The 23,538-nt window shown below is 33.6% G+C and carries 31 protein-coding genes and 1 tRNA gene; 11 read left to right on the top strand and 21 right to left on the bottom strand.

Annotated features, from left to right (window positions below; all coding sequences use genetic code 11):
- Positions 1 to 70: 70 nt before the first annotated feature.
- From FD26_RS08405 to FD26_RS08445, 10 genes are all read right to left on the bottom strand, one after another.
- Positions 71 to 880 carry a hypothetical protein gene (locus tag FD26_RS08405; RefSeq protein WP_057867989.1) on the bottom strand — a complete coding sequence of 270 codons (810 nt, stop codon included), beginning with the start codon at positions 878 to 880 and terminating at the stop codon, positions 71 to 73.
- A gap of 40 nt (positions 881 to 920) precedes the next feature.
- On the bottom strand, positions 921 to 1,475 hold the full coding sequence (locus FD26_RS08410) for a hypothetical protein (RefSeq protein WP_057867990.1): 555 nt from the start codon (positions 1,473 to 1,475) through the stop codon (positions 921 to 923).
- Between the two features lie 37 nt (positions 1,476 to 1,512).
- Positions 1,513 to 2,337 carry an SLAP domain-containing protein gene (locus FD26_RS11320; RefSeq protein WP_147000154.1) on the bottom strand — a complete coding sequence of 275 codons (825 nt, stop codon included), beginning with the start codon at positions 2,335 to 2,337 and terminating at the stop codon, positions 1,513 to 1,515.
- 123 nt (positions 2,338 to 2,460) lie between these two features.
- Positions 2,461 to 3,090, bottom strand: a complete 630-nt coding sequence (locus FD26_RS08420; protein WP_057867992.1) for a hypothetical protein — start codon at positions 3,088 to 3,090, stop codon at positions 2,461 to 2,463.
- A gap of 139 nt (positions 3,091 to 3,229) precedes the next feature.
- A complete protein-coding gene (yjeM, locus tag FD26_RS08425; RefSeq protein ID WP_057867993.1) occupies positions 3,230 to 4,756 on the bottom strand; it encodes a glutamate/gamma-aminobutyrate family transporter YjeM in 1,527 nt (508 codons plus the stop codon).
- A gap of 39 nt (positions 4,757 to 4,795) precedes the next feature.
- The gene (locus tag FD26_RS08430; protein ID WP_057867994.1) at positions 4,796 to 6,226 is read right to left on the bottom strand and encodes a C69 family dipeptidase; all 1,431 of its coding nucleotides are present in this window, start codon (positions 6,224 to 6,226) and stop codon (positions 4,796 to 4,798) included.
- A gap of 9 nt (positions 6,227 to 6,235) precedes the next feature.
- Complete coding sequence (locus tag FD26_RS08435; protein WP_057867995.1) at positions 6,236 to 6,562, bottom strand: heavy metal-binding domain-containing protein; 327 nt, start codon at positions 6,560 to 6,562, stop codon at positions 6,236 to 6,238.
- A gap of 140 nt (positions 6,563 to 6,702) precedes the next feature.
- A complete protein-coding gene (locus FD26_RS08440) occupies positions 6,703 to 6,888 on the bottom strand; it encodes a CsbD family protein (RefSeq protein WP_057867996.1) in 186 nt (61 codons plus the stop codon).
- Between the two features lie 75 nt (positions 6,889 to 6,963).
- Complete coding sequence (locus FD26_RS11380; RefSeq protein ID WP_257787246.1) at positions 6,964 to 7,098, bottom strand: hypothetical protein; 135 nt, start codon at positions 7,096 to 7,098, stop codon at positions 6,964 to 6,966.
- A 114-nt stretch (positions 7,099 to 7,212) separates the two neighbouring features.
- The gene (locus FD26_RS08445) at positions 7,213 to 7,452 is read right to left on the bottom strand and encodes a hypothetical protein (protein ID WP_057867997.1); all 240 of its coding nucleotides are present in this window, start codon (positions 7,450 to 7,452) and stop codon (positions 7,213 to 7,215) included.
- Between the two features lie 175 nt (positions 7,453 to 7,627).
- Here FD26_RS08445 and FD26_RS08450 point away from each other — a divergent pair, with 175 nt between their 5' ends.
- The 3 genes from FD26_RS08450 to FD26_RS11080 are packed head-to-tail and all read left to right on the top strand — an operon-like array spanning position 7,628 to position 8,967.
- On the top strand, positions 7,628 to 8,305 hold the full coding sequence (locus FD26_RS08450) for a hypothetical protein (protein ID WP_057867998.1): 678 nt from the start codon (positions 7,628 to 7,630) through the stop codon (positions 8,303 to 8,305).
- Positions 8,306 to 8,329: 24 nt separating this feature from the next.
- Positions 8,330 to 8,785: a hypothetical protein gene (locus tag FD26_RS08455; RefSeq protein ID WP_057867999.1), complete on the top strand. Its 456-nt coding sequence runs from the start codon at positions 8,330 to 8,332 to the stop codon at positions 8,783 to 8,785.
- A 44-nt stretch (positions 8,786 to 8,829) separates the two neighbouring features.
- Positions 8,830 to 8,967, top strand: a complete 138-nt coding sequence (locus FD26_RS11080; protein WP_156401792.1) for a hypothetical protein — start codon at positions 8,830 to 8,832, stop codon at positions 8,965 to 8,967.
- A gap of 291 nt (positions 8,968 to 9,258) precedes the next feature.
- Here FD26_RS11080 and FD26_RS08465 read toward each other — a convergent pair whose 3' ends face one another.
- Positions 9,259 to 9,564 carry a hypothetical protein gene (locus FD26_RS08465; RefSeq protein WP_057868001.1) on the bottom strand — a complete coding sequence of 102 codons (306 nt, stop codon included), beginning with the start codon at positions 9,562 to 9,564 and terminating at the stop codon, positions 9,259 to 9,261.
- 142 nt (positions 9,565 to 9,706) lie between these two features.
- Here FD26_RS08465 and FD26_RS08470 point away from each other — a divergent pair, with 142 nt between their 5' ends.
- Both FD26_RS08470 and FD26_RS08475 read left to right on the top strand, forming a co-directional pair.
- Positions 9,707 to 10,162, top strand: a complete 456-nt coding sequence (locus tag FD26_RS08470) for a tyrosine-type recombinase/integrase (protein ID WP_057868002.1) — start codon at positions 9,707 to 9,709, stop codon at positions 10,160 to 10,162.
- Between the two features lies 1 nt (position 10,163).
- Entirely contained in the window at positions 10,164 to 10,586 is a 423-nt protein-coding gene (locus tag FD26_RS08475) for a site-specific integrase (RefSeq protein ID WP_057868003.1), read from the top strand.
- A 79-nt stretch (positions 10,587 to 10,665) separates the two neighbouring features.
- Here the strand turns inward: FD26_RS08475 and FD26_RS08480 are convergent.
- Positions 10,666 to 10,737 (bottom strand) — tRNA-Gln (locus tag FD26_RS08480).
- 127 nt (positions 10,738 to 10,864) lie between these two features.
- Positions 10,865 to 11,170 carry a hypothetical protein gene (locus tag FD26_RS08485; protein ID WP_057868004.1) on the bottom strand — a complete coding sequence of 102 codons (306 nt, stop codon included), beginning with the start codon at positions 11,168 to 11,170 and terminating at the stop codon, positions 10,865 to 10,867.
- A gap of 284 nt (positions 11,171 to 11,454) precedes the next feature.
- On the opposite strand from FD26_RS08485, the gene FD26_RS08490 reads away from it, so the two are divergent.
- Complete coding sequence (locus FD26_RS08490; protein ID WP_057868005.1) at positions 11,455 to 12,396, top strand: hypothetical protein; 942 nt, start codon at positions 11,455 to 11,457, stop codon at positions 12,394 to 12,396.
- Positions 12,397 to 12,440: 44 nt separating this feature from the next.
- Here FD26_RS08490 and FD26_RS08495 read toward each other — a convergent pair whose 3' ends face one another.
- Positions 12,441 to 13,472 (bottom strand): SDR family oxidoreductase, encoded by a 1,032-nt coding sequence (locus tag FD26_RS08495; protein ID WP_057868006.1) that lies wholly within the window; start codon positions 13,470 to 13,472, stop codon positions 12,441 to 12,443.
- A gap of 132 nt (positions 13,473 to 13,604) precedes the next feature.
- Here FD26_RS08495 and FD26_RS08500 point away from each other — a divergent pair, with 132 nt between their 5' ends.
- On the top strand, positions 13,605 to 14,177 hold the full coding sequence (locus FD26_RS08500) for a TetR/AcrR family transcriptional regulator (RefSeq protein ID WP_057868007.1): 573 nt from the start codon (positions 13,605 to 13,607) through the stop codon (positions 14,175 to 14,177).
- A gap of 79 nt (positions 14,178 to 14,256) precedes the next feature.
- Here FD26_RS08500 and FD26_RS11205 read toward each other — a convergent pair whose 3' ends face one another.
- The 5 genes from FD26_RS11205 to FD26_RS08520 form a co-directional block, all read right to left on the bottom strand.
- The gene (locus tag FD26_RS11205; RefSeq protein WP_186809294.1) at positions 14,257 to 14,394 is read right to left on the bottom strand and encodes a hypothetical protein; all 138 of its coding nucleotides are present in this window, start codon (positions 14,392 to 14,394) and stop codon (positions 14,257 to 14,259) included.
- An 11-nt stretch (positions 14,395 to 14,405) separates the two neighbouring features.
- The gene (locus FD26_RS08505; RefSeq protein WP_057868008.1) at positions 14,406 to 14,651 is read right to left on the bottom strand and encodes a GlsB/YeaQ/YmgE family stress response membrane protein; all 246 of its coding nucleotides are present in this window, start codon (positions 14,649 to 14,651) and stop codon (positions 14,406 to 14,408) included.
- Positions 14,652 to 14,730: 79 nt separating this feature from the next.
- Positions 14,731 to 15,321, bottom strand: a complete 591-nt coding sequence (locus FD26_RS08510) for a type 1 glutamine amidotransferase family protein (protein ID WP_057868009.1) — start codon at positions 15,319 to 15,321, stop codon at positions 14,731 to 14,733.
- A gap of 129 nt (positions 15,322 to 15,450) precedes the next feature.
- A complete protein-coding gene (locus tag FD26_RS08515; protein ID WP_057868010.1) occupies positions 15,451 to 16,446 on the bottom strand; it encodes a tRNA dihydrouridine synthase in 996 nt (331 codons plus the stop codon).
- 85 nt (positions 16,447 to 16,531) lie between these two features.
- Positions 16,532 to 18,007 carry an MFS transporter gene (locus FD26_RS08520; protein WP_371862035.1) on the bottom strand — a complete coding sequence of 492 codons (1,476 nt, stop codon included), beginning with the start codon at positions 18,005 to 18,007 and terminating at the stop codon, positions 16,532 to 16,534.
- A gap of 273 nt (positions 18,008 to 18,280) precedes the next feature.
- On the opposite strand from FD26_RS08520, the gene FD26_RS08525 reads away from it, so the two are divergent.
- The 4 genes from FD26_RS08525 (at position 18,281) to FD26_RS08540 (ending at position 21,821) form a co-directional block, all read left to right on the top strand.
- Positions 18,281 to 19,462: a multidrug effflux MFS transporter gene (locus tag FD26_RS08525; RefSeq protein WP_057868012.1), complete on the top strand. Its 1,182-nt coding sequence runs from the start codon at positions 18,281 to 18,283 to the stop codon at positions 19,460 to 19,462.
- Positions 19,463 to 19,572: 110 nt separating this feature from the next.
- On the top strand, positions 19,573 to 20,178 hold the full coding sequence (locus FD26_RS08530) for a histidine phosphatase family protein (RefSeq protein WP_057868013.1): 606 nt from the start codon (positions 19,573 to 19,575) through the stop codon (positions 20,176 to 20,178).
- A 145-nt stretch (positions 20,179 to 20,323) separates the two neighbouring features.
- The gene (locus FD26_RS08535; protein WP_057868014.1) at positions 20,324 to 21,328 is read left to right on the top strand and encodes a tRNA-dihydrouridine synthase family protein; all 1,005 of its coding nucleotides are present in this window, start codon (positions 20,324 to 20,326) and stop codon (positions 21,326 to 21,328) included.
- 214 nt (positions 21,329 to 21,542) lie between these two features.
- On the top strand, positions 21,543 to 21,821 hold the full coding sequence (locus FD26_RS08540; RefSeq protein ID WP_200953666.1) for a SemiSWEET family transporter: 279 nt from the start codon (positions 21,543 to 21,545) through the stop codon (positions 21,819 to 21,821).
- A 192-nt stretch (positions 21,822 to 22,013) separates the two neighbouring features.
- Here FD26_RS08540 and FD26_RS08545 read toward each other — a convergent pair whose 3' ends face one another.
- A complete protein-coding gene (locus FD26_RS08545; protein WP_057868015.1) occupies positions 22,014 to 22,556 on the bottom strand; it encodes a DUF1700 domain-containing protein in 543 nt (180 codons plus the stop codon).
- Complete coding sequence (locus FD26_RS08550) at positions 22,549 to 22,866, bottom strand: PadR family transcriptional regulator (RefSeq protein ID WP_057868016.1); 318 nt, start codon at positions 22,864 to 22,866, stop codon at positions 22,549 to 22,551. The genes FD26_RS08545 and FD26_RS08550 overlap by 8 nt, the downstream gene beginning before the upstream one ends.
- Between the last annotated feature and the right edge of the window lie 672 nt (positions 22,867 to 23,538).

Raw genomic sequence — 23,538 nt, forward strand, 5'->3', positions numbered from 1 at the left:
CAACTCTATTTATCGTACAGCCTAAAAAAGGCAGACCTCTATGATTAGAGATCTGCCTTTTTTGATATATTTATTGAACAGCATCTTCTGACACAAACTTAGTATCAGGATTTGAACCTGTATATTGATAGATGCTTTCAAATCCTTCATAATCAGTTGTCCATTCAGCGCTTAAGGAAGTTGAATTATCAGACATTCCAAGTGCAGCTGGCGAACCAGTATAAATTAAAGCTGCTCGGTGGCCGAAATGACCAACCTGACCTGCGGAATACATAGCATTGCCGTTATCATCATACCAACCCTTTAAAAGATAATAAGCAACTTCTTTATCAGAAGTCATTTTTTCATATTGACCATATTTTAAAATATAATCATAACCCAATCCATAAAGATTTTCTTCAGTATCTCTTGGTCGAGTAGAATGATCCATTGTATTGCCAACTTGTTGATAAGCACGATGATTAGCATATTCAAACATATCAGCTGTCGTAGTAACTGTCGGTGTACCATTAGCAACATGTAAAGCGTTCAAATATTTAATGAAATAATCATTAATTTTTTGAATATTAGGAGTGTAATTTAATGATGTATTAGTATTATCGAATAATTTAGTAGTATCATTCGATTTTAAATATTCATTTGTAGCAACCTGGTAAAATGTTTCTCCATTATGCGTGAAAATTCTACCTACTAACCAATTACTATTAGGTCCTAAGGCACGATTAGTGATTTTGCTTCCATCTAGTTTGTATAATGTAGCAACACTATCATTAACACTAGTAACTTTAGCAGCGTCAACATTCTTTTGTGAAATGAACATTGCTCCTACAATTGTCATTGTTAATGAAGCTATCAGTACAGCCATTTTCTTTATTTTCATTGATTAAATCCCCCAAGATTTTGTCAAATACAAATTGGAACTATCGAATATTATCCATATCATTCGAATTTAGTCGATGATTGTATAAACTTTGATCAGTTTTATCTGTGTCTGTGTTGAGTGCTTCGTCAATTGCTTGTTTGACATCCAAGATATCCTGTTTATTGAAGAATGGTACAAACAAATTATATGGATTTCCACCGTGTTCAATTGTTAAATAAGTTAGGATTCCATTCATAAAAACGAATGCTCCTAGGACAACAAGAATAAGTCCTACCAAAAATTGACTCTTAAACATTACTAAACCTATTATTACTAAAATAATTCCCATTAAAAATCTTGAAAGTTTATAAGATGTTGATATTTCTGTATCAGACACGTTTTTTAATGGAATATTTTTTCTCTGTTGACCTGCTGGGAAAACTCCTAAAATTGTATTTGGTTCAACAATATGGATTCCACGATAATCAACGGAGATTCTACCCTTAATCCAAAATAACAAAGCACTAGCTGAAAATTGTTTGTTAATCCAGTCTCCATTACGTGTTTTATTTACTTCAGCAATTCTTTCGCCGTTATGACTAACTTCTGGCATAATATAAAATTCCCCTATACTTTACTTTTTATTAATTCTATTGAATATCGCTTGAAGCGACCCATTCATCTGTTGCAACACGATACATCTTTTGTCCATTAATAGTTGCTGACTGATCAGTGTACCATGGAGTATTAGCAGCTAGACCGCGATTTGTTATTGCTTTACCTGTTGAAGTATAAAGACCAGCTTGTCTACTTGTATCTACAACTGTCTTATTTGAAAATACTTCAATACCATCTGATTTCTTAACCCATTCGTTAGTTCCTACACGATAATATGTCAAACCATTGATATCCATTTGTCTATCAACACTCCAAGCTGTGGCTTTAGACAATACTGCAGATGTGGCATTTCCATTATCATCGTATGTTGTTGCATCTTCTGATGGAGAAAACACTGTTACCCAATTTGTGCCAGGGATAGTCGTAGATTGATTATCACTTGGAGCTTCACTATTGGATGAATTATCCTTTGTATAAATAATATCTCTATCTAGAGTAGTAAATCCTAACACTTCACCATCTAGAGTAACTTTTAAGGCCATTAGTTCAGTTGGATGATTAATTGTATAACCATCAAAGGTTTGCAACTTTGCATAAACATATCTCATATTTGAATAATTATCTGGTGACATTGTGACATCATCAAATGAAACTGAAATTTGTTTACCATCTTTAGTCGCTGGAACCATACCACTAACTGTATAAGTTCCATCAGCATTCTTAATAAAATCATTTACAGCATATCCTGGTTCACTCGCTGCTTTAACAACAGTTTCTGTACCAGCATTAATAACTGGCATTGCAATTGGTGAAACCGCCAACAAAGCAGCGGTTGTAATCCCCATATACTTAATCATTTTTTTCAAAATCTTATCCTCCAATAACTCAATTTGTTTACTCTTAAATCGTACCAATTACCCATGTCACAATATGTCCATTTGACACCAAGCAATATATTTTTTCAAAATATTACTCAACTTCTAATATCCAGTGTGTCCCCCAGCAAAATAGGTATCTTTAACCCATTCGTTCGTAGCAACTCTAAAATATCTGGCTCCATCATATGTTTTGATCTGATCAGAATACCACTCTGTACCATTAGCTAAGGCACGATTATTAAGATTAAATATCTTACCTGTATCAGTTGAGAAACCTACTAACGGACAGTAGTTGCCTGTATTATTTTCAACAGTCAATACTTCATAAAAAGTTTTCAGCGTAGCGGTCTTTGACGCATCATTCGGATTACTCTTTACATATGTAGGAACTTGCAAGATTCTATAGCCAGTAGCCGTTCTCTCAATAGAAATAGTACTTTGCGTAGCCACATACCCATCTAAAATTGGTGCTGGTTGTGTATCAATATCACCAACATTATTTGCGACAACTACATTTGTTGATACTTTTTGTTCTTGACCACCGGCATCAACGTAAAAACTTAAACTTACCAATCCACCATCGGGACAGTTATAATCAATATAATTATTTTGATTATCCTCAGCCTTAACAGTTACTTCTCCGGTCACTGTATCAAAAATTGGCGTAGCTATAGGTGCAGTTGCTAAAAGCATTGCAGCAGTAATCCCTAAATATTTAATTGCTTTGTTCAATCCTTATTTCCCCCTTTGTTGCTCATTTTGTTTACTCTTAAATCCTACCAATTACCCATGTCACAATATGTCAAATAACATTTTTTAGCGCAAAAAAATAAACCTTATCTAAATTGATAAGATTTATTATTAATAATTATTATTTAGTAGCCTCTGCACCAACGCTAGCCTTATGTCCTTTATGTTCATATCTGTAATAAAGCGTAAATCCAACAAGTCCAAAGACAACTGGTCCTAAAATAGTCCAAAGAGCGTCTGTATAGGCCCCTTCCATAATTGGTTGAAGCAATGTAAAGATAATAGCAAAAGCTAGAACTAAAAAGACAATTACTGTAACTGTCCACATAAATTTCTTATTTTTATAGAATAAATATGGTTTTTCAATATCCTTATTCATATTAAAGAATGGATATGCACCAACTAAGAACAAATATGGAACAGTCGTAGAAACATTAGCCATTAATGTCAAAATATTATAAAGTGCTTTAGCATTTTTACCACCCATATCAACAATTAAGATAAGAACGATAACAACAATAGCTTGAATCCACATAGCATATGCAGGCATACCATGTTTATTTAATTTAGTAACCTTTGCAGGCCACAAATCTTTAGGTGTACCCATGATGAATGATTTCAATGGTGAATAAATCAAAACAAAGAAAGCACCCATATAAAGAACGAACATATCAAAGCCTGTAAAACGAGCTAACCATTCACCTAAAGCAATGGCAGCTGCACTACCTAAGCCAATATGTGAACCAAATTGATAACCTAAGTTGCTCATCATAACGTAAGTAATATTACCCAAATTAACATTGCCCTTGGAAATAACTGCGTTCCAATTAGTACTCATTGCCCAACAAAAAATTGTCAACGAGTAAACTAAAGCCATGATAACAGCAGCAATCAATACACCACGTGGAAAATCTTTCTTAGGATTCTTCATACTATCAGTAACACCACCAACAGATTCCATACCACCATATGCAAAGATTGCATAAACGATAAAGGAAACCATTCCTAGTGGTGAAGCAAATGCTGGATTAGCAGAATGAATAAATGTATCTAATCCATGAATTGGTTCAGCTGTATGGAAACCTGACATAAATAACACTGCCAAACTCAAAACAAAGAAGATAACTTGCAAGGCAATGGTCATAATTCCACCAAAGTTAGAAATTTTAGAAATCTTATCGATTCCTTGTGAAGCTGTATATGTAACAAAAGCAATCCAGAGTACAGCTAGAATCCCAATCACTTGTGTAGCACTAAGTCCAAAGAAACCCCATGTTTGCGTAGCATCATGTCCAGCAAACATTGTAGATAAAGGAATCCAAACCTTTGAGGAAGTTGAAACTAACCAAACTTCCCATGAAGCCAGCCACATAAAAGTACCAATGAAAGCCCATTTAGCACCAACAGCCCCTTCAATCCAAGAGTAAATTCCACCCTTAGCTTCATTAAAAGCAGCACCATATTCCGCTACCATAAATCCTACAGGTAGAAAGAAGAAAAGAGCCGCGAAAACATACCAAACAATACTTGCTAATCCCATTTGCTCGTAAGCAACAGTTGTATTAGCGAATCCAAAGATCGCCGTGAAAATCATCATTATTAAACCAAATAATGTGATTGTTTTTGTCGGCGAATTACCATCATCCATTTTATAAAACCCCTCATTTAATTTTCAAAGTACAAATTTTTATAAATTCATATCTGTCTTGAAGTTTAGAGGTGAAAAATCAGTCGAGTCCGTAATTAACTGAGCTATTAGCTCTTTATAGCCATCAAGTGAAACTTTTGCCATTTCAAATGAGGCTTTCGTCAAATAATTAGGTAATTTATCATCATCTTTGCTCAAGGCTTGCTTGTCAAAATCACTTAACATTTTACGAAGAGTGATATTGATATCCTTTTGCTTGGCTTGGAAATCTTTTCCAAGTTCTTTATAGTGACCATCCAATAAAACTCCGGCCAACTTGTAAGTCCAATAAGCTGACTTGCTGTCGTATGGCAATTCACCAAGTTTGTATTCTTCTGGAGTATCAGTTATGCCCATATAAAATGGTACATAGATACTTTGTGAAGCTACTCCCATGGCCAACCATTGTACACAAGCAATCTCAGGAGCCATATTAGGTCTTATCTGTAAGACATGTGACTCCTGCGTTTTGGCCAAACTAATTGGACGATAACGTTTATTATTAGCAGACTCATTCAAAGGATCAAATTCTGTCTTTTGATAATGAGAGGCTAAATAATCCTGTGCATCATCAACACTTAACAAACGATTTGCCTTTTTAATAAAAACTAAATCTTCACTTTCTGGACTCTCATCAGTTGGTCCAGAAAATGTTTGTTGTCCCCACCAAACACGGGGAGTGTTGTAAATTTCATCGGATAAATCATGCGTTCCAAAAATTTCTCTAAAATTAAATCCATTGGGTCTTGTATTCAAATGATTCTCTTTAACAAATTGTTCAATATCTTGATGATACAAAAAATTATCTGAATCATTAAAGTTAATCTCTTGGATAGCAAGTTGATTGGCTACAACTGCGTAACTATCGTCGGGGATTCGTTGCGCAACCCAATAGTGACCTGATCCACTTTCGAAGTACCAAACTTCATCTTTATCAGAGAACAAAACTCCGTTAGTTTCACAAGTTCCGTAATCTTCAATAATCTTACCTAAACGTAACACACCGTCCCGAGCGGTTTTTACGTATGGTAAAACTACTGTGATCATGGCTTCTTCACCAATACCATTTTCAACAAGAGGATCAACGCCTAATACACGCTGATTTGAATAAGCACTTTCAGTAGCACTCATGCCAACGCCATATTCGTTGAAACCATCCTCTTCAAATAATCCTTCTTTGAAGGTCCATTCAGGAGTGGCAGAATATTTATTGCGAATTTTAGGTAGGTCCATTTGAAAATCATTGGCTTTAGAAACAAATTTTTGTTCATTTGAAAATTCTTTATGCCCATGGATTACAAAGTGCTTTGGCCATGAAGCCTTCGCATCTTCGTTCCTTCCAATAATAGTAGAACCATCAACGGTTGCTTTTTTACCAATTAAAATACTGGTACAAGCTGATAAAGAACTCTTGTTATATTCTAATGCCATCTAATCACCTTACTTAAATTTTACTGCGGTACCATATGCTGCAACTGTTTCCATGTCAGTACTAATTGAATCTGAATCAAAGCGCATCATTACAACAGCATCTGCACCCATATCCAAAGCATTTTGACGCAAACGGTCAATCGCAATATCACGAGCTTCTGTTAATAATTCTGTATATGCTTTGATCTCGCCACCAACAATATTTTTGAAACCAGCACCAATGTTTCTGACTACATTTTTCGATTGCGTCGTTAAACCAAAGACTTCACCAATAATTTCGTAGTCGCGACCTGGTATATGTTCAGTTGTAGTAACTAATATCTCGCTCTTCTCCATTAATTCACCTCACAAAAATAATTATTTCACTCCATTAAATAATGTAACACATTCACAGCTTAATATGATTATAAATATATAAATAAAAATGCTACCACATCACTGTGATAGCAAGAATTTAATGTATCTATTGTGACAAATTATTTGTCATCTTTTTTATTGATCTTGTGGGCAACCTTGTCGACAACTTCATCAGCTTTATCTTTAACTTTACCCATAGCTTCTTGAGCTTTACCTTTTAATTCTTGTTTATCATCGCCTGAAGCCTTACCAACTGCTTGATTTGTTTTACCTTTGACCATATCTTTTTTACTTTCAACACTCATAATAAAACTCCTCTCTAGTTTTTGATTATAACTAAATGTTAGCAGGTTGCTTGTGGATCAGGCAACATTTTAGAACTACAGATTAATTGTCGTAACAATTTGGCAAATAAAATAAATTACAGAGATAACAATAAATACTTTTATAAAACCTACATTACGGTCAACTCTTTCAGTTTTCTTTTTTTGCTGTAATCTATCGATTCTCGTCATTTGTTAAACCCGCCTTTCCTAATTATTATGTATACCTCTATTTTATATTATTTCTGAGAAATGAGCACTTTCTAAAGAATACTTAAACAATAAAAAAGGATCAGTCCATTTGAACTAATCCCTCTTAACCATATCCTTAAAAAATTCTACAGTAATATCAAAAATTGGTTTCATAATTGCCATAATCATCAAAGCCAGATCCACGAATAATAACTTAATCATCCAATTTACTGATAATGTAGTTGTAAAGTGAAAGTACAGGGCAAACAATCCTAAGAAGAGCGCCACAAAAGCAAATATATAAATAAATACTAAACCAATCAAATTTTCTGTTTCCGTCTCTTTATGTTCCATAATGTTTACCTCCACCCCATTTTGTTAACGCTTACATTATAACATTAAAAACGCCTCTCTTTTATTTGATTATTATTTTTTCTCTTAGTATTCCAAAATTTTTTAATCAAAAATATTCTAAAATAAATCTCTTTGATATACTTAAATCAGTAAATATATATTTATGGGGGAAATTATGAAAGAATATTTTAAACACTATTGGAGATGGTTGTGCATATCATTGTTATTTCCTTTGATTCTTACTGTTTTAACATTTTTTATGAATAACAAGCCTTTAGGCAACTTAGTAGTGTATATTTTAACATTCTTTGTCTTTGCTATTCCGATATTTGCAATATGGTTAATCGTCGGATTGTTTCGCAAATCAATTAAGGTTCCGATCACCTTAATTCTTACCTCACTTTTAAGTGTGGTTCTTATCTACGGATATATGCGTGTACTTGGACCAAGATATTATACTAACAGTGAAACCGGAATAACAATTAATGGATTTCAACGTCAAAAAATGAATACCGGTGTAAAGAGAGTAAAACAAATTAATCATGCGATTGGTAGTAATGATCATTCTGAAACTGAAAAAGCCAAGTCAAATGTCAAGTATTTAAATGATTATGTTTCAAAACATAGTAACGACAACTTCTTAAGAAGTCTATCCACCCACTCCTACCATGTTTTAAAACATGATTTAGGAAATTCTGATGCTTTTACTGACGACACATCTGACTCCAATGCTTTGAGAAATCTTACAATTAATTATGGATATACGGTTTTGGAACAACATAATACAAATAAAGAAATGCAAAGTGATTCAGGACATTCATTAAGAGAATTTATTAACAACACTGGCATATAACACAAAAATAAGGAGGTATACATTTTGAATGAATATACAAGTGTTTCAAGTTTAGAACAATTATTATCAAAAATAATTGGTAAAATAATTATAATAATTATAGTTTTATTAATCCTTGCATTTATTAGGCCTCTTATTAATTATTATTTAGGGAAATTAAGGAACGAAAGATTCAATCCAGATAAATTTAACAAAAAATTCTATAAGAAGACTAAATATCAAATGTATGGTAATGGTTCTGGAGCTCATCAAGAATTTACTTTTATTAGATCAGAAACAAATAAAATTCAATTCTATCAAGATAAGTACAAGCCGTTCTTAGACAATTCACAATCCAAAAGAAATCATATAGAGCTTAGTGGTGGTGCTATGTATACTCCCAATTTTTATAAAGAAATTCCCAGTAATTTCTTTAGCAAAGTCGGACATTATCTATTTAATTGGGACCATGTTACATACAAACTTGATTTGAGAGCTTAATTAAAAAAAGCCACACAATTAAGCGTGACTGAAAGGATTCTATTATGAACGATGATAATAATTTAAGAAAAGATGTGGAGATACGTTCCATGTTTGGTGCTAAAGGAAAACTTCCAAAAGGAATACAAGAAAAGTTAGATCAAAGAAAATCCAATAACAACGAAGAATCTAAGAAAGATTAAAAATTTTTACTTGTCTATCAGAATCTATTAGCATTTGAGAACTCTGTTTACGAGCTAACCTTTTAACTTCTAAGTAGGACTTTTCCTCTTCTGATTTTTCAAAGGGAATTAAAACCTGACTTAATTCGTCAAAATCCGAACCAGCGCTATAGTAAAAATATCCACAATCAATTAATTTATTATCAAAGTCATAGATGTAAACTCTCTGTGGTTCATTACTATTGAAAAAGAATTCTTGTGCAGATTTAACATCGAAGTCAGGTAGTCCACTTCTATTTCTTGCTCTTAAAATTAACCAATTAATAAACTTTTTAAACAATGGAAAACAGTAAAGTCTAAAACAACGCTTATTAGTAATACTAAAAGCATGGTAATAGCTATTGCTAAGTAACTGCCTTGCTGAGCATGTGGTATAAAACTTGCTATCACTAAATATAAAAGATAGTTTATACCACCTAGCATAATAACAAAGTATCTTTTATCGTCCTTGTTATCTTTATAGAAGTCTACTATGTCTAATTTTGTTAATATATTGTAATTTAAATATCCTAAACTACCAGAAACTATAAGTGATGATACTAATGACGTTAAGTTCATATAGCCCTCCCGACGTATTCTATATAATATTATATCACGTATAACATAGTAACTGTGTAAATTCAATATCAAATTTTAAGGAGGTGATACCTGATTTAATCTCTTAAAACTTGCTCCCACGCAAACGATTAGGAGAATAAAAATGTCTGAAATAAAGAAATATACTAAAAAGAACGGCGAGACAGCATACAAGTTTAGAACCTTATTGGGATATGATGAGGTTACGGGAAAACAAGTTAAACCATCGAAAAGTGGATTTAAAACAAAAAAAGAAGCCCAACGATCATTAGCCAAACTTCAATTAGAATTTGACAATCGTAGCTTCTCTGAATATAAAAATCTAACATTTAAAGATATATATCTTAAATGGTTTGATCAATACAAAATGACAGTTAAGGAATCCACGTATACCAAGACTGTCGAACACTTCGCGCTTCATATTCTACCAGAAATTGGTAAAACTAAAATATCTAAATTAACAACAGTTCAAATTCAATTAGCAGTAAATAAATGGTTTAAGCAAAATTTAAGTAGATACAAAAGATTTTATAATTATATTAATCGGGTTTTAACATGGGGTTTTAACATGGGCTTATAAGGTGCAAATAATCGAGAAAAATCCTGCTGACAGAATAATATTACCGGTCAATACATCCCATATTAAAACAATAAGTGAAAACTATTATGATTTACCAGAACTTAAACATTTCTTCAAATGTCTTCACGATATGGATAATGATACAGCTGAAATTTATTTTAGAGTATTAGCTTTTACTGGTATGCTTAAAGGCGAATCGCTTGCCCTCTTATGGACTGATATTAATTTTGAAACTAACCAGATTAGTATCAACAAAACTCAGTCACAGGGCGAACATGGACATCTGTTAGTTAATACTCCTAAAACACCTACAAGTATTAGAACGGTTGACTTTGACCCTAAAACTATGGATATTTATACCGAAGTAACTTCAAAGCAAAAAAAAGAAACTGCTCAGAAATACGCAAATTACGTAAATTTCTAGTTGTGACACATTTTGTGACACACTTAGCAGTTTCAAGCGTTGAAACCCTTGATATAATAAGGATTTATTGATGTATTTATTGGGCATATTGGGTTCGAACCAATAAATTGCGGATTCAGAGTCCGCTGCCTTACCATTTGGCGAATGCCCATTAACAATAAAATGTTATAAAAAAAGAGCCTCAATGTCAATAGGAATAACGAATTGAATTAATTAATTATCTAAAAAAGGACGATTTTAGTTAAATTTAGCTAAAAATCGTTCTTTTTTCATAAAAATTACTTACCTTCTATTTTTAGAGTAGAAATTTTTCTAGATCTATTAGCTTTGTTGTTCAAAATATCAATTGACTTCTCTATTGACTCAAATATCTCTGTGTTCAGCAATTCCATTATCGGACTAAGGCGTTTCATTTCATGCGATAATAATGCTTTATTAGGCTGTTCCCCATCCAACCTCCTTAGTTTCAAATTATAATCCATTAAGGCGTTAATACGAATTTTGGAATTATCCAATTCACACAAAATGTCATCTATATCATCGGCATCATAATCTTTTAATTGACTGCTCACTTTTTCTACCATTACAATATACCCCTTTTAAATTCATATACTAGAATATTATTTTTCACTTCCTCATTTTTGGTCTATACCTATATTTTAATAACTATCCTTCAGAAAGATAGTCTATTATCCATTTCGTACATTGTAAGATTGTATATTTTGATAATAAAATTTTAATTAATTCCATTTTTATATATTTAGATAGTAGTTCAATATATTAATTATATTTTCAGAAATTATATCGGTGTGTTACAATTATTTAGTTTTGCTACAGAATTTGTAATTTAGAGGAGATATATTACCACATGCTTTTATCCACAACAGAAAAGAAAAATTACTTAATTGGCTTTTTGTTTATCCTTTTTATGGTTACTTGTGCTACGTTACTCAACGATATGGAAATTATCTTACCAGAAATTGGTGCCTTAACTGCTGGAACTTGGATCTATCAAAATAAAACGTGGATCAATCAACCTGCAAAAATATTTTTAGCACCTTCAGGGACTGCTATTATTGGCTTCCTAATTAATAAACTGTCGATTGTTTATGCCGAAAAAGTTTTACTAGGACTTATTTTGATGCTCCTTTTTTTGCGTGTTTTGAAGTCTAACTTAGCCCCATCATTTGCTACAGGGCTATTGCCTATCATAATCAATGCTACTCATTGGTCATTTATCCTAGCAATCATTTTATTTACGGCTACTTTAATGTGCGGTGTTTTTCTACAGGGAACCTATAAAGAATCAGCTCCTAATAAGACCATTCAAAAAAATCATATGCTCATTTTCAGTCTTATGACATTAGTTTGGGTCAGTGTAGTTTGGTTTTTGGGATTTTCGCAGATGGCAGCTATTCCACCTGTAATGGTTGTTTTTTTCGAAGTACTTCAAAAAGATAGATATAGCTGGCGCATAGCAAGCAAACATTTTATTGCACTAGTTGGTGCAGCCAGTATTGGTGTGGCTGTTCACCTACTCTTTAATTCATGGTTAATTTCGACCGTTATCGCATTACCATTAGTCTTTATCTTATTACAATTATTAAAAATAAAATTACCAGCAGCTTTTGCCTTTCCTTTATTAGCCTTGGTCTTGCCTAAAAGTATGTTCCATATGTTACCGATCACAGCTATTTTTGCATCATCCTTTTTCTTAGGTGCAATGGTTATTTTAAAAAGAATTACAAATTCTTACGATGTAACACCCAATGTTGAAGATAAAAAAATTCAGTGTGACAACCATCCATGATGATTACTACACTGAATTTTTTTATCTCGGAATTTAACGATATTCTATTTTACAATTCCTAAATCAATCATTGACTGAGCCGTAGCAATAATAGCTGTTTTAGCAGAACGAAGATGCCAATTTAAAAGTGTTTTAGCTTTTTCATTACTAGTTTCCGCATAAGTACCAACTATTGAGGCTACCATTCGTAATTTAGGATTAGTAAGTGCTACGATCTTAACAACTGCATTCGGAATTGTTTTAGTAGGCAAAGTAGAGGCATAATCAGGAAAAGCTGTTCTTAAAATATCTGCAACATCCATCATCGACAAGGTTTCTCCTGTCGTAGCCAAAAATCTTTCTCCATTGGCCTGAGGTAAGGTCATAGCCAGAATATGTAAGCTAGCAACATCACGAACATCAACATACCCTGAGTTAACGTTTGGCAAAATTTTAACTTTTCCTTCCAGCATTTCTTGAATTTGAATATTCGAATGTGAATACTTGGCTGATAAAACAGGTCCCATGACTCCTACAGGATTTACTGTTGAAAATTCTAGGCCTTGGCCTTCTTTTTTTATAAAATCCCAAGCAGCTATTTCTGACATTGTTTTGGACTTTTGGTATGGATGAATATGCTTTTCAGAAAGATTAGACCAATCTTTTTCAGTATATGGAGTTTTACGATTTTTATGACCTGCAAAGATTGCTCCATATGCTGAGGTCATAACTACTCTTTTAACTTGATTATCACGTGCTGCCTTTAACACACGAATAACACCATTAATCGCAGGACGAATCATTTCGGATTCATTTTTAAAATTAAGTTTTGGTGTTGGTGAAGCTACATGAATTACATAAGTTACTCCTCTCATTGTTTCTTCCCAATTATCATCGGATGACAAATCTGCTAATGAAAATGACAAATCAGAAAAATCTGTAATGCCGCCATTAGTTAACATTTCTTGAACAATCGCTTTTTTGGCTTCTGATCTGATGGTCGTTCTAACAGCATATCCTTGTTTTAAAAGTTGCAAAATAATGTGAATTGCAATAAAGCCACTGCCACCTGTTACGACTACTAATTCTTTTTTCATATTTTAATATCTCCTCAAAATTTTATATTTAAGCTAACGTTTCACTTGTAACGTCAATAGGCGTATCATACAAGGTATTCTCTTGATTCTCAAGTAAATCAAGAGCATCTGTGACAAAAAGGAGAAAATGTAATGGCAGCTACTGAACATTCACAACAAATAAAGCGTGATTCCAAAGATTATCTCATTACAGCTTTACTGCAAATATTAAAAACCAAAGATCTCAATGAAATCACTATAACTCAAGTTGTTAAAAAGGCTGGTGTTAGTCGTATGGCCTTTTATCGAAATTTTGAAACCTTGGACGATGTTTTAATTTTTTACTTTAAACCGAAAATCGATGCCGAATTTAATCTAATTATTAATCACGTACCACAAAAACAAAAGTTAACTACTTTAGGAGATTTCTTCACTGAAATGGCTGAAGAAATGCGCTTGGCTGCTCAAAGAAATTATGAATTCATTATTCAAAATATCTTCAACGATAATATGAACCGTTTCTATGAACAAGTTTTAGATTGGCAGAATTTTTCGAAAATACAAAAAAAATATTGGATTCAATTCATGAGTGCCGGAGTTTACGCTATATGGAGAGAATGGCTAACTAGTGGTCAAACTGAAACCTTAAATGATATTCATACCTTATTAACTGATTTTCAAACAGCAACCTTGACTGCTCTGATCAACGAAACAAAAAAACAATAAATAATCCCCGTCTGGCAACCATTTCAGTGGTTACTAGACGGGGATTTTTATTTAAAGATAGAACGATGGTCTGTCCTCTTTAGTGAATTTTTGCTTGTAATTTATCTCCTGCTTTATCGATACCTTTAGCTGTTAAAATTGTTCCTCCAACTAAAACTCCACCGACAATCAGAGTACTTACTGCCATAAATTTAAAAACTGATTTAACTGTATCCATATAATCAACTCCTATGACATTTTTCTAACAACGAATGAAACTATCGCTACTAGGATAACGGCTCCAATAAGGGATGGAAATATTGCCATACCCGCTAATTGTGGACCCCAGGAACCAAGTATTCCCTCACCAATACTTGAACCTATGATACCGGCGATGATATTACTGATCCACCCCATAGATTTCCCATTATTTGTAATTGCTCCGGCAATCGCACCGATGATTGCACCAACAATCAAAACCCATAACCAATGCATATTTATTTCCTCCTTTATTTTTCTATATTTTAATATTAATAAATTCCGGAAGAATTAGCACTAAATATGCTGTGACTATTTAATCAAAGGGATTACCATACTTATTACAGTATTCATAAAAGCCTAATTTATAGAGATCAGTTATCTTATCTACTGATAAATCAGAGTCGAATGAAATTAGTTTTAAAACCTCATTAGTAAAATCTACTGCTGCTGTTCCATTAGCTGTTACTAAATTTTGATCTCGTACTACTTGTTGTGACACAAAATCATCTTGATTTTTATAATTTGTATAATTCTTCCAAAGATATTGGGCATTACCAGTATGCTTATAGCCTTCTAAAAAGCCATTTTCTGCCAAATAATCGACCGCACCACAAATTGCCCCTAATGGTTTTTGGCGTATTATCTGTCTTCTAATAATGTGTCTTAAATCTTCATTTTCCACAGTCCATGAATTGCCACCAATCAAAACTAATAGATTAATATCATCAGGAATATTAACTAATGAATAATCAACTATCGTTTTCATTCCACCTATCGATGTGATTTTTGATGTAATTGAAGCAGTTTTAACGGTCCATTCTGTACTCTTATTCAATTGACTAGATAAATAGGCCCCTTCCCAGTCTGCATAATCATCTAACATCAAAAAAATTGCTTGTTTCATTGAATTGTTCTCCCTACTATCCATTTTCAGACTAGCTTAATCTAAAAAGTTTTTTTTAACTACATATTACGGCAAAAAAATACTCAGTGATTTTTGATTATAAAAAACTAAAATCACTGAGTATAACAACTATTCTCCTGGATCAATTTGATTAATCACTCTTCGAGCATCATCGGTTGTTTTAGTTTGCATCAAATCATTTCTAATCGCTGAAGCACCCTTCATACCTCTTACATAAATCTTGAAGAAACGTTGCAAGGGAGCAAAATGTCCTGGAATACCCTTAGCAACAAATTCATCATATAAATCCAATTGATAACGTAAAAGATTTAACAATTCATGTGTCGAATGTTCTTGTGGAACTTTTTCAAAAGCATAGGGATTCATAAAGATTCCTCGACCGATCATAATACCATCAACGCCAGGGTGAGCCTGAGCTAATTCAATTCCAGCTTGATAATCAGCTATATCTCCATTAATTTGAAGCAAAGTATCTGGAGCATAAGCATCACGCATTTGGACCAATTGATCAATCAATTCATAATGGGCTGGTACTTTACTCATTTCTTCGCGAGTTCTGACATGAACCGTTAGAACTGGGACTTGTTGTTTCAATAAAAATGGTATCCACGTCTCAAATTCTTCAACGTCGCTATAACCCAAACGGGTTTTTACACTCACGAGCAAATCAGCTTGACGAGCTCCCTCAATGACTGCTTTGGCAGTATCAAAATGGCGAATCAAATCACTCCCGCTGTGATTTTTAATTACCGCAATATCAGGGCATCCCATATTGATATCAATTGCTTCATAACCTTGTTTTTCTACTTCTTTAGCAGCTTTAGCAAAGTCAATCTCTGAATTCCCCCATAATTGCACAATTGGCTTAGGATTTTCATTAGGGTCAATATACAATCTTCCTTTAGTTGTTTCCTTAGCCAATGGGTGTGTAATACTTAACGCATTCGTAAACTCTGTATAAAAGTTATCTGGTGCGGCCGCACGCATTACTACACGACGAAAAACCGATCCGGTCACGGCTTCCATCGGTGCCAAGCTAAAAAAAGGACGTTTCTCCGCTTTAGCTTTATCTGCAATACGATTCCAGTATGTTGACTGGGTCACACTCTCATCTCCAATCGAAAATTAATTACATAGCACTACTTACTATAATGATTATTAGAGGTGGAACGCAAGTATTTAATTTTTACTATTTAATTACATCCCGATTTTTATCCAGGAGATTAATAATAAAAGCAATTATAAACACTACAACTGTTGCTAAAAAGACCGCATGCATCCCGTTTAAAATAATTTCTTCCATACTATAAACAATTGATCCACTGAACTTTACAGCCTCATTAGTACTAATGAATTGATTGACTTGATTAAAGCTGACCGTATTATGACCTCCTAAAGAACTATTAACCGCAATATTAAAAATCAGACCAAAGACCCCTGTCGTAATAGTTTGACCTAAAGTTCGTCCTAGGGTCTGCATTGAAGAAACAGTTCCAACTTCAGATTTATCAACAATTTCTTGCGATACCAGGATATTAGTGGTTACGACAATTCCTAAACCAGCCCCAGTAATTCCGGCTATTATATAGAAAATAAACATTGGAAAACTAATTTGAGCAAATAATAAAGGAATATAGAAAAGAATTTGTATTAATACAATCGGCAAAGTAATTCTTCGTGGCGAAAATCTCTTTGTCAAAGCACCCACAAAAATAGAACTAATCAACCACATAACTGGACTAGGCGTAACTGCCAATCCGGCTACCGAGGCTGGCACCTTATATATTGATTGTAACCAAATCGGAAAATAAATTTGAAAACCAATTTGAATTCCGTTTAATAGTGATAACGTTAAAATTTGAATCGTAAATAACCTTTGCTCAAAAAGCTTTAAAGGAATAATGGGATCGATTGCTTTTCTTTCTGACTGATAGAACAATACTATAAAGATCAGAAAAACAATTCCACTAATTAAAACTGATATAATCGAGAGATTCTGACTTCCAACAGATTGAAAAAAAATTAATAAAGCTATTAATGTAATCGACAAACTAATAATGCCTCGAAAATCAATTGGTTGTTTTTGATGTTCTCGCTTTTGTTCTTTTAATCCAAAGATTACCAGCAACAAAATTATGGCGCCTAGGGGCAAATTAATAAAAAAGATCCAATGCCAATTCAATCGATCCACAATAAAGCCACCCAACAAGGGTCCTAAAAGAGCTGAGATACCCCAAGCAGTATTATTCATCGCTAACATATTGGAACGTCTTGAGTATGGAAATAAATCAGCGATAATAGTATAAGTTATAGGCATAATTGCTCCAGCACCGATACCTTGCAAAGCTCTAAACAAAATCAAGAAATAAATATTACCTGCAATACCACAGAGAAATGAACCTGTACAAAAAACAATCAGCCCAATAATAAAAATTGGCTTACGTCCAATTCGATCAGACATTTTTCCATAAATAGGCGTACTGACTGCAGTTGTCAAAAGGTACATAGCAAAGACCCAGCTTTGCATAGATAGACCATTTAGATTACTAATAATAGTTGGCAAAGCAGTAGTGACAATGGTTGTTTCAACTGATGTCATAAAAGTTGCAATAAAAATAGCTATCATAATCAATATTAAATTTGATTTTTTTGTTTCTGCCATAATTAACATCTCTTTCTTAAGTAAAAATCCCTTTATAATCTTTGTTATCGGTTAACATGACCAAACAATATAATTTCAGTTAATAATTTTCAATTTAGAGGTTCTCATTAAGACGTATTGGAAAATTAATATTGCATTCTTAATTTTGTTCCTATATTATGGATAGCAGACTTTAAAGAAATTAGGTGAGAACCATGGAATTATCTGACATCATGGCTTGTACGCCCGTAAATGATGCAGGACGTTTTTCAGCAAAATAAATTATAGGAGTTAAAAATGAAAAACGTCCGTAACACCGTACCATCAATTTTATTAATCATTGTTCTAGTAGGATTTCCACAGATCAGTGAATCAATCTTTACCCCTGCTTTGCCCCCAATTAGTAGCAGCATGCATATCTCGGCAGCAACTAGTCAGTTAACCATGAGCATTTACTTTATAGCTTTTGCTATTGGTGTACTTTTCTGGGGGAAATTATCTGATCAAGTCGGTAGAAGAATTGCTATGAATTTAGGAATCATCGTCTATTTGATTGGAAACTTAGGTCTATTTATCAGTCCCAATTTTACCTTTTTATTAGCAGCTCGCTTTATTCAGGCCTTAGGCGCCAGTGTTGGCTCAGTTGTCACCCAAACTATTATGCGAGAAAGCTTTAGTGGTCTTAAAGGTGCAAAAGTATTCTCAAAGGTAAGCGCGGCAATGGCTTTGTCCCCCGCCTTTGGTCCTTTAATTGGTGGTCTAATTCAAAGCTATTTGGGCTATCGCAATGTTTTTAGTGCCTTAATCATTATGGCAACTTTAATTCTGTTTTACAGCTACTATCGTTTACCAGAAACGAGTAATAAAAGTAATCTTGTAAAAGTTTCAATGCTTCAAGTCACTTATAACTTGTTAACCGATCCAATCGTGTGGTCTTATGGTCTTTTAATTGGTGGAATTAATGGTATTTTATTTAGCTATTACTCTGAAGCGCCTTTTATTTTTATGAAACATTTTGGATATACTTCAGTTCAATATGGCAGTCTAGGAATGACTTTGGCCCTTGCTTCACTTTTAGGAGCTTTAATTGTCAACTTCTTAGTTAAATACCTTAAATCAGAAATCATTGCTCTCATTGGTTTAACTTTCAGCTCGATATCGGGAGTATTATTACTAATAAGTTTGCAATTAGATCAAGCAAGTTTATTGATTCTTGGCTTCTTTCTTATTTTTTTAGGTTTAAATATTACTTTGCCAGTGGCACTAAACTTGGCTCTCAAGGGTTACGAAGACGTTATTGGTACTGCTAGCGGCCTCTTCAGTTTTGGCTACTATTTAATTGTCAGCTTGTTAACTCTTTTAGTCAGCCTAATTCACAATGGGACCATCTGGACATTGCCAATTTTTATTTTGATAATTAGTTTAGCAATGTTCTTCGTTTACTTACCGATTGTTTTTAAAAAGAATAATAAAAATTAGATAGCCAAAAGAAAACGATCTATTGCGTATACTTCTCTTTTGTAGTTTTTAATTTGAAATGTAAACTTATTCATGAAATACTTAACTTATTAATTTATGGAGGTAACGAGATGGTTGAATTATACATTGTCAGACACGGAGAGACTGACACTAACTATACAGGTAAAATCAACGGATCTGCCACTGATCTACCCTTAAATGAAACTGGAAAAAAACAAGTTGAATATTTAAAAAAGCACATTAACATCAATGATTTTGATGAAATTTATGCCAGTCCTCTTAAAAGAGCTTTAGAAACTGCTGAAATACTAAATCAAGGTGTTCATTCGGTTAAAACTGATTCGCGCTTAAGAGAAATAAACTATGGATCTTGGGATGGACTATCTGCCGCCGAAGTGAAAGCTCAACATCCCGACGGCTTTGATGAAAATGGTTATATTACTGAAAACTACACTCAATATGCTAAAGATGGCGAACCTTATGAATCAGTTTTCGACCGCGTCCAATCATTTATCAATGATATGTCCAAAAAGGACAATGAAAAAATTATGGTAGTATGTCATGGTTTTGTTACCCGTTCCTTTGCTAAAGTAGTTACTAAAGTTCCTGATATCGTTGATATTATGGAACCTCAAAATGCCAGCGTTACTAAAATAAAAATTTCTGACAGTGGACATTTATACTTAGCCTATTTAAATCGCTTAGATAACATTTAAAAATAAAGTAAGCTCTGATAACTAAATATGACAGTTATCAGAGCTTATTATATTTTCCCTTATCAAATGTTAGATTATCGACTTAGAAACTAGTAATATATAATGATATGGATTTAATAACTTATATTAAAAGGAGTAATCAAGTTTGACAGAATCAACATTTTGGTCACAAATCGCTACTAAAGCTAAAGAAGAACAACGTCCTTTTTTCACCATGGCACCTATGGAAGCTGTCAGTAATACAGTTTTTCGACAAGTAATTACTAAAGCTGCGGCACCCGACACTTTTTTCAGCGAATTTGTTTATGCTAAAGGTATTACCGACCCCCATACCAAGTTTCCAGTTCATGGACGCCTATACATGGATCCCCGTGAACAAAAATACCCTGTAGTTCAACTATGGGGCAATATTGCTGAAGATTTTGAAAAAGCTGGGCCTGTCCTAAAAAACAAGGGCTTTCAAGCAATTGACCTAAATATGGGCTGCCCAGATAGTACCGTCATTAAAAACCATGGCGGCAGCGACCTAATCCGAAATTATCAATCAGCTAAAGAAGTCATTGCAGCGGCCAAGACATCCGGTCTGGCCGTCAGTGCTAAGACTAGATTGGGCTATAGTAAAGTCGAAGAATATAAAGATTGGATACCTTTCTTGCTTCAGCAAAATGTGGCCGTTTTAACAGTTCATCTAAGAACAAAGATGGAAATGAGCAAAGTTCCAGCACACTATGAAGTAATCGACAATTTGATCAAATTACGTGACGAAATTGCTCCCGAAACTTTACTCCAAATAAATGGCGATATCCCCGATTACACAGCTGGTTTAAAATTGGCTCAAGCTCACCCCGGTCTTGATGGCATTATGATCGGTCGTGGAGTCTTTGCTAATCCCTTTGCTTTTGAAGCCAACCCCCAAGAACACTCTTTGGACGAATTATTACAATTACTTCATTTGCAATTAGATTTATTTGACGACTTTGCTAAACATTATGATATGCCTCGTTTTCCATCATTGAAACGTTTCTTCAAAATCTATGCCCGTCCTGAATTAGGAGCCACTGAACTCAGAAATAAAATGATGGATGCTAAGACAACTGATGAAGTACGAGAAATTTTAGATAACGCTTCAAAGTATGTTACGAAAGATTAATTAATTACCTACCATTAAAATTTACCATCAATAATTATGTCAAATACTATTTTTGTGAAACATCGTATCAATTGACAAGACAAAACGTCTGTTTTAAGGTGTGTTTATAGCATTTTTTATAAATAAATAATATGCTTAATGATTTTTAACAGCAACTATTGTCTAATATATTATGACAATAAAAACTGAGAAAGATGAAAGGAAGTTAATTTAATTGCAGAGGATCAGTTCAGAAAAAGTAGAAAGAATTGGAACGATAGCAAGTATCATGTCTGTCTTGATGTATGTTTCCTACATCCCTCAGATCATCTCAAATTTATCCGGAAGCAAGGGTAATCCGATACAACCACTCGTCGCCTTTATCAACTGCACGATTTGGACAGCCTATGGCTTATTAAAGAAAGAAAAGGATTGGCCTATCGTTTGGGCTAACATTCCTGGCATTTTTCTTGGTGCAGCAACCTTTATCACTGCTGTTTTTAGTTTTAGCTAATCATCTAGCAAGTCCATTGGACTTGCTTTTTTTATGCCCAATTTATCGGTGCATACCATGTTCCAAAATGACTTATTAATTTATCTAGGTTAAAGTCTAACATCCCAAAAGAAATGAAAAATAATATTAATCCTAAGATAAAAATTACTATTGCTCCAACTAAGATACTCTTATTAAATTTGAAAATATCCATTATTCAACCTCGGTATGAATTTTTTGAAATATATTTTTACTCGATTTATACAAACCACTACTAGTAGCGACAAACAGTTGTTCAAAAGTAATTCCTAATCCTAACAGCATCATTGAAATACCTAATTGAACACCTGCATACCAGATGCCAGATTTAAAAACAACGATGAAACTGCCAATAAAGGTCCATAATCCTGCAACGATGAATGCCAATGCTGAAACCAAAAGTGCAAAGATAATTGCCAAAAAAATAATATAAATTGCTGCTGCAATTGGTCCCCACAATGGTAATCCCAACATTAAAAAGAAAATTCCCATAGTTCTTTTACCTGCTTGGGGAATCACAACGTTTTCATCTGATAAAATCTCTAATAAGACCTTTTTCACACCTCCAATTTCAGCAACCGCTGCAGTTTCACTCATACCGTTTTCAACAAGATCATCTAAGTATTCTGAATAATAGTCTATGTAATCATTGGCATTCTTAACGCCATATTTTTTTAACTTTCGTTCCAATCTTAATAAAAAATCCGTTTTACTCATCTTCATTCTCCCCTTTAATAAATCGAAAAATTGTTTCAACCTGACCCCATTCATCAATAAAATCAGCTATCTCTTTTTCCCCTAATTTGGTAATTTGATAATACTTTCGAACTCGATTATTGTGTATTCGACTTTTTGAAACAATAGCCTGCTTTTTGAGTAACCTTTTTAAAATTGGATATAACGTTGATTCGGATATTTCAATCAATGGTTCCAAATCTTGAATAATTGCATAACCATAAGATTCTTTTCGCTTCAACTCAGCTAAGACACAAATATCCAATAGGCCTTTCTTCAATTGTGGATTCATCTTTGATACCTCTCTATACATAGTATTATGCATAAAGAGGTATTGGATGTCAAAAAAAATAAAAGCCAACAACCATTTTTCGGCTCTTTCTCAAGTTTGGTTATAGTATGAGTATATTTGAATTCCCGTCCTCCACAAAAAGTGGGAATGCTGTTGGAACTATGGTCCGGTTCGGAACTAATTATTTTACACTTCGTGCAAAATAATGGATTTTCAAACTCGGCCTCATTGTAACCGGCCAAGCCGCTAACAATGATCTCATAGCTGAACGCATTCCCATTTTTTGCTCCAGACTGACTCCTACTTTGTTCATTAATTCTAAATAGCAGATAAAAACTGCCACTGTTAAGAAATCCAAACATAATTGTATGTCTGGAATACCTAATAGTGGCAGTTTTTTAATTTAAAATTTCTATTTAATATACAGAGACAAAAATTCTTACATATTGTAAATTTGTTCAATAGAACTGAGGACTTAATCGGTAGTAAAAAATCTGTGGGCCCTCAGTGGTGATATTCTACTTAGCTTGCGAAGCAAGGTTAGTAGAAGACCGAGCTTAGAGATCCATAATTGTTCACGAAGTGGAGAATTATGAAGCTCTAAGTCGTGTCCACCACGTTCCAGTGGCCTACAGATTTTTTACGGACGATGGCATATTTCAACCACATCAG

Source organism: Companilactobacillus crustorum JCM 15951 (assembly GCF_001434585.1).
In the GTDB taxonomy this organism is placed as follows: domain Bacteria; phylum Bacillota; class Bacilli; order Lactobacillales; family Lactobacillaceae; genus Companilactobacillus; species Companilactobacillus crustorum.

What these genes read in the sequence shown, in the direction of transcription:
- FD26_RS08545 (WP_057868015.1), bottom strand. Translation starts at nt 22,556, where the DNA reads ATGAGTAAAACGGATTTTTTATTAAGATTGGAACGAAAGTTAAAAAAA.
- FD26_RS08510 (WP_057868009.1), bottom strand. Translation starts at nt 15,321, where the DNA reads ATGAAACAAGCAATTTTTTTGATGTTAGATGATTATGCAGACTGGGAA.
- FD26_RS08505 (WP_057868008.1), bottom strand. Translation starts at nt 14,651, where the DNA reads ATGCATTGGTTATGGGTTTTGATTGTTGGTGCAATCATCGGTGCGATT.
- FD26_RS08495 (WP_057868006.1), bottom strand. Translation starts at nt 13,472, where the DNA reads ATGAAAAAAGAATTAGTAGTCGTAACAGGTGGCAGTGGCTTTATTGCA.
- FD26_RS08445 (WP_057867997.1), bottom strand. Translation starts at nt 7,452, where the DNA reads ATGGAACATAAAGAGACGGAAACAGAAAATTTGATTGGTTTAGTATTT.
- FD26_RS08550 (WP_057868016.1), bottom strand. Translation starts at nt 22,866, where the DNA reads ATGAATCCACAATTGAAGAAAGGCCTATTGGATATTTGTGTCTTAGCT.
- yjeM (WP_057867993.1), bottom strand. Translation starts at nt 4,756, where the DNA reads ATGGATGATGGTAATTCGCCGACAAAAACAATCACATTATTTGGTTTA.
- FD26_RS11320 (WP_147000154.1), bottom strand. Translation starts at nt 2,337, where the DNA reads ATGATTAAGTATATGGGGATTACAACCGCTGCTTTGTTGGCGGTTTCA.
- FD26_RS11380 (WP_257787246.1), bottom strand. Translation starts at nt 7,098, where the DNA reads ATGACGAGAATCGATAGATTACAGCAAAAAAAGAAAACTGAAAGAGTT.
- FD26_RS08440 (WP_057867996.1), bottom strand. Translation starts at nt 6,888, where the DNA reads ATGAGTGTTGAAAGTAAAAAAGATATGGTCAAAGGTAAAACAAATCAA.
- FD26_RS11080 (WP_156401792.1), top strand. Translation starts at nt 8,830, where the DNA reads ATGAACGATGATAATAATTTAAGAAAAGATGTGGAGATACGTTCCATG.
- FD26_RS11205 (WP_186809294.1), bottom strand. Translation starts at nt 14,394, where the DNA reads ATGGATACAGTTAAATCAGTTTTTAAATTTATGGCAGTAAGTACTCTG.
- FD26_RS08435 (WP_057867995.1), bottom strand. Translation starts at nt 6,562, where the DNA reads ATGGAGAAGAGCGAGATATTAGTTACTACAACTGAACATATACCAGGT.
- FD26_RS08450 (WP_057867998.1), top strand. Translation starts at nt 7,628, where the DNA reads ATGAAAGAATATTTTAAACACTATTGGAGATGGTTGTGCATATCATTG.
- FD26_RS08525 (WP_057868012.1), top strand. Translation starts at nt 18,281, where the DNA reads ATGAAAAACGTCCGTAACACCGTACCATCAATTTTATTAATCATTGTT.
- FD26_RS08500 (WP_057868007.1), top strand. Translation starts at nt 13,605, where the DNA reads ATGGCAGCTACTGAACATTCACAACAAATAAAGCGTGATTCCAAAGAT.
- FD26_RS08530 (WP_057868013.1), top strand. Translation starts at nt 19,573, where the DNA reads ATGGTTGAATTATACATTGTCAGACACGGAGAGACTGACACTAACTAT.
- FD26_RS08410 (WP_057867990.1), bottom strand. Translation starts at nt 1,475, where the DNA reads ATGCCAGAAGTTAGTCATAACGGCGAAAGAATTGCTGAAGTAAATAAA.
- FD26_RS08470 (WP_057868002.1), top strand. Translation starts at nt 9,707, where the DNA reads ATGTCTGAAATAAAGAAATATACTAAAAAGAACGGCGAGACAGCATAC.
- FD26_RS08485 (WP_057868004.1), bottom strand. Translation starts at nt 11,170, where the DNA reads ATGGTAGAAAAAGTGAGCAGTCAATTAAAAGATTATGATGCCGATGAT.
- FD26_RS08405 (WP_057867989.1), bottom strand. Translation starts at nt 880, where the DNA reads ATGAAAATAAAGAAAATGGCTGTACTGATAGCTTCATTAACAATGACA.
- FD26_RS08465 (WP_057868001.1), bottom strand. Translation starts at nt 9,564, where the DNA reads ATGAACTTAACGTCATTAGTATCATCACTTATAGTTTCTGGTAGTTTA.
- FD26_RS08430 (WP_057867994.1), bottom strand. Translation starts at nt 6,226, where the DNA reads ATGGCATTAGAATATAACAAGAGTTCTTTATCAGCTTGTACCAGTATT.
- FD26_RS08490 (WP_057868005.1), top strand. Translation starts at nt 11,455, where the DNA reads ATGCTTTTATCCACAACAGAAAAGAAAAATTACTTAATTGGCTTTTTG.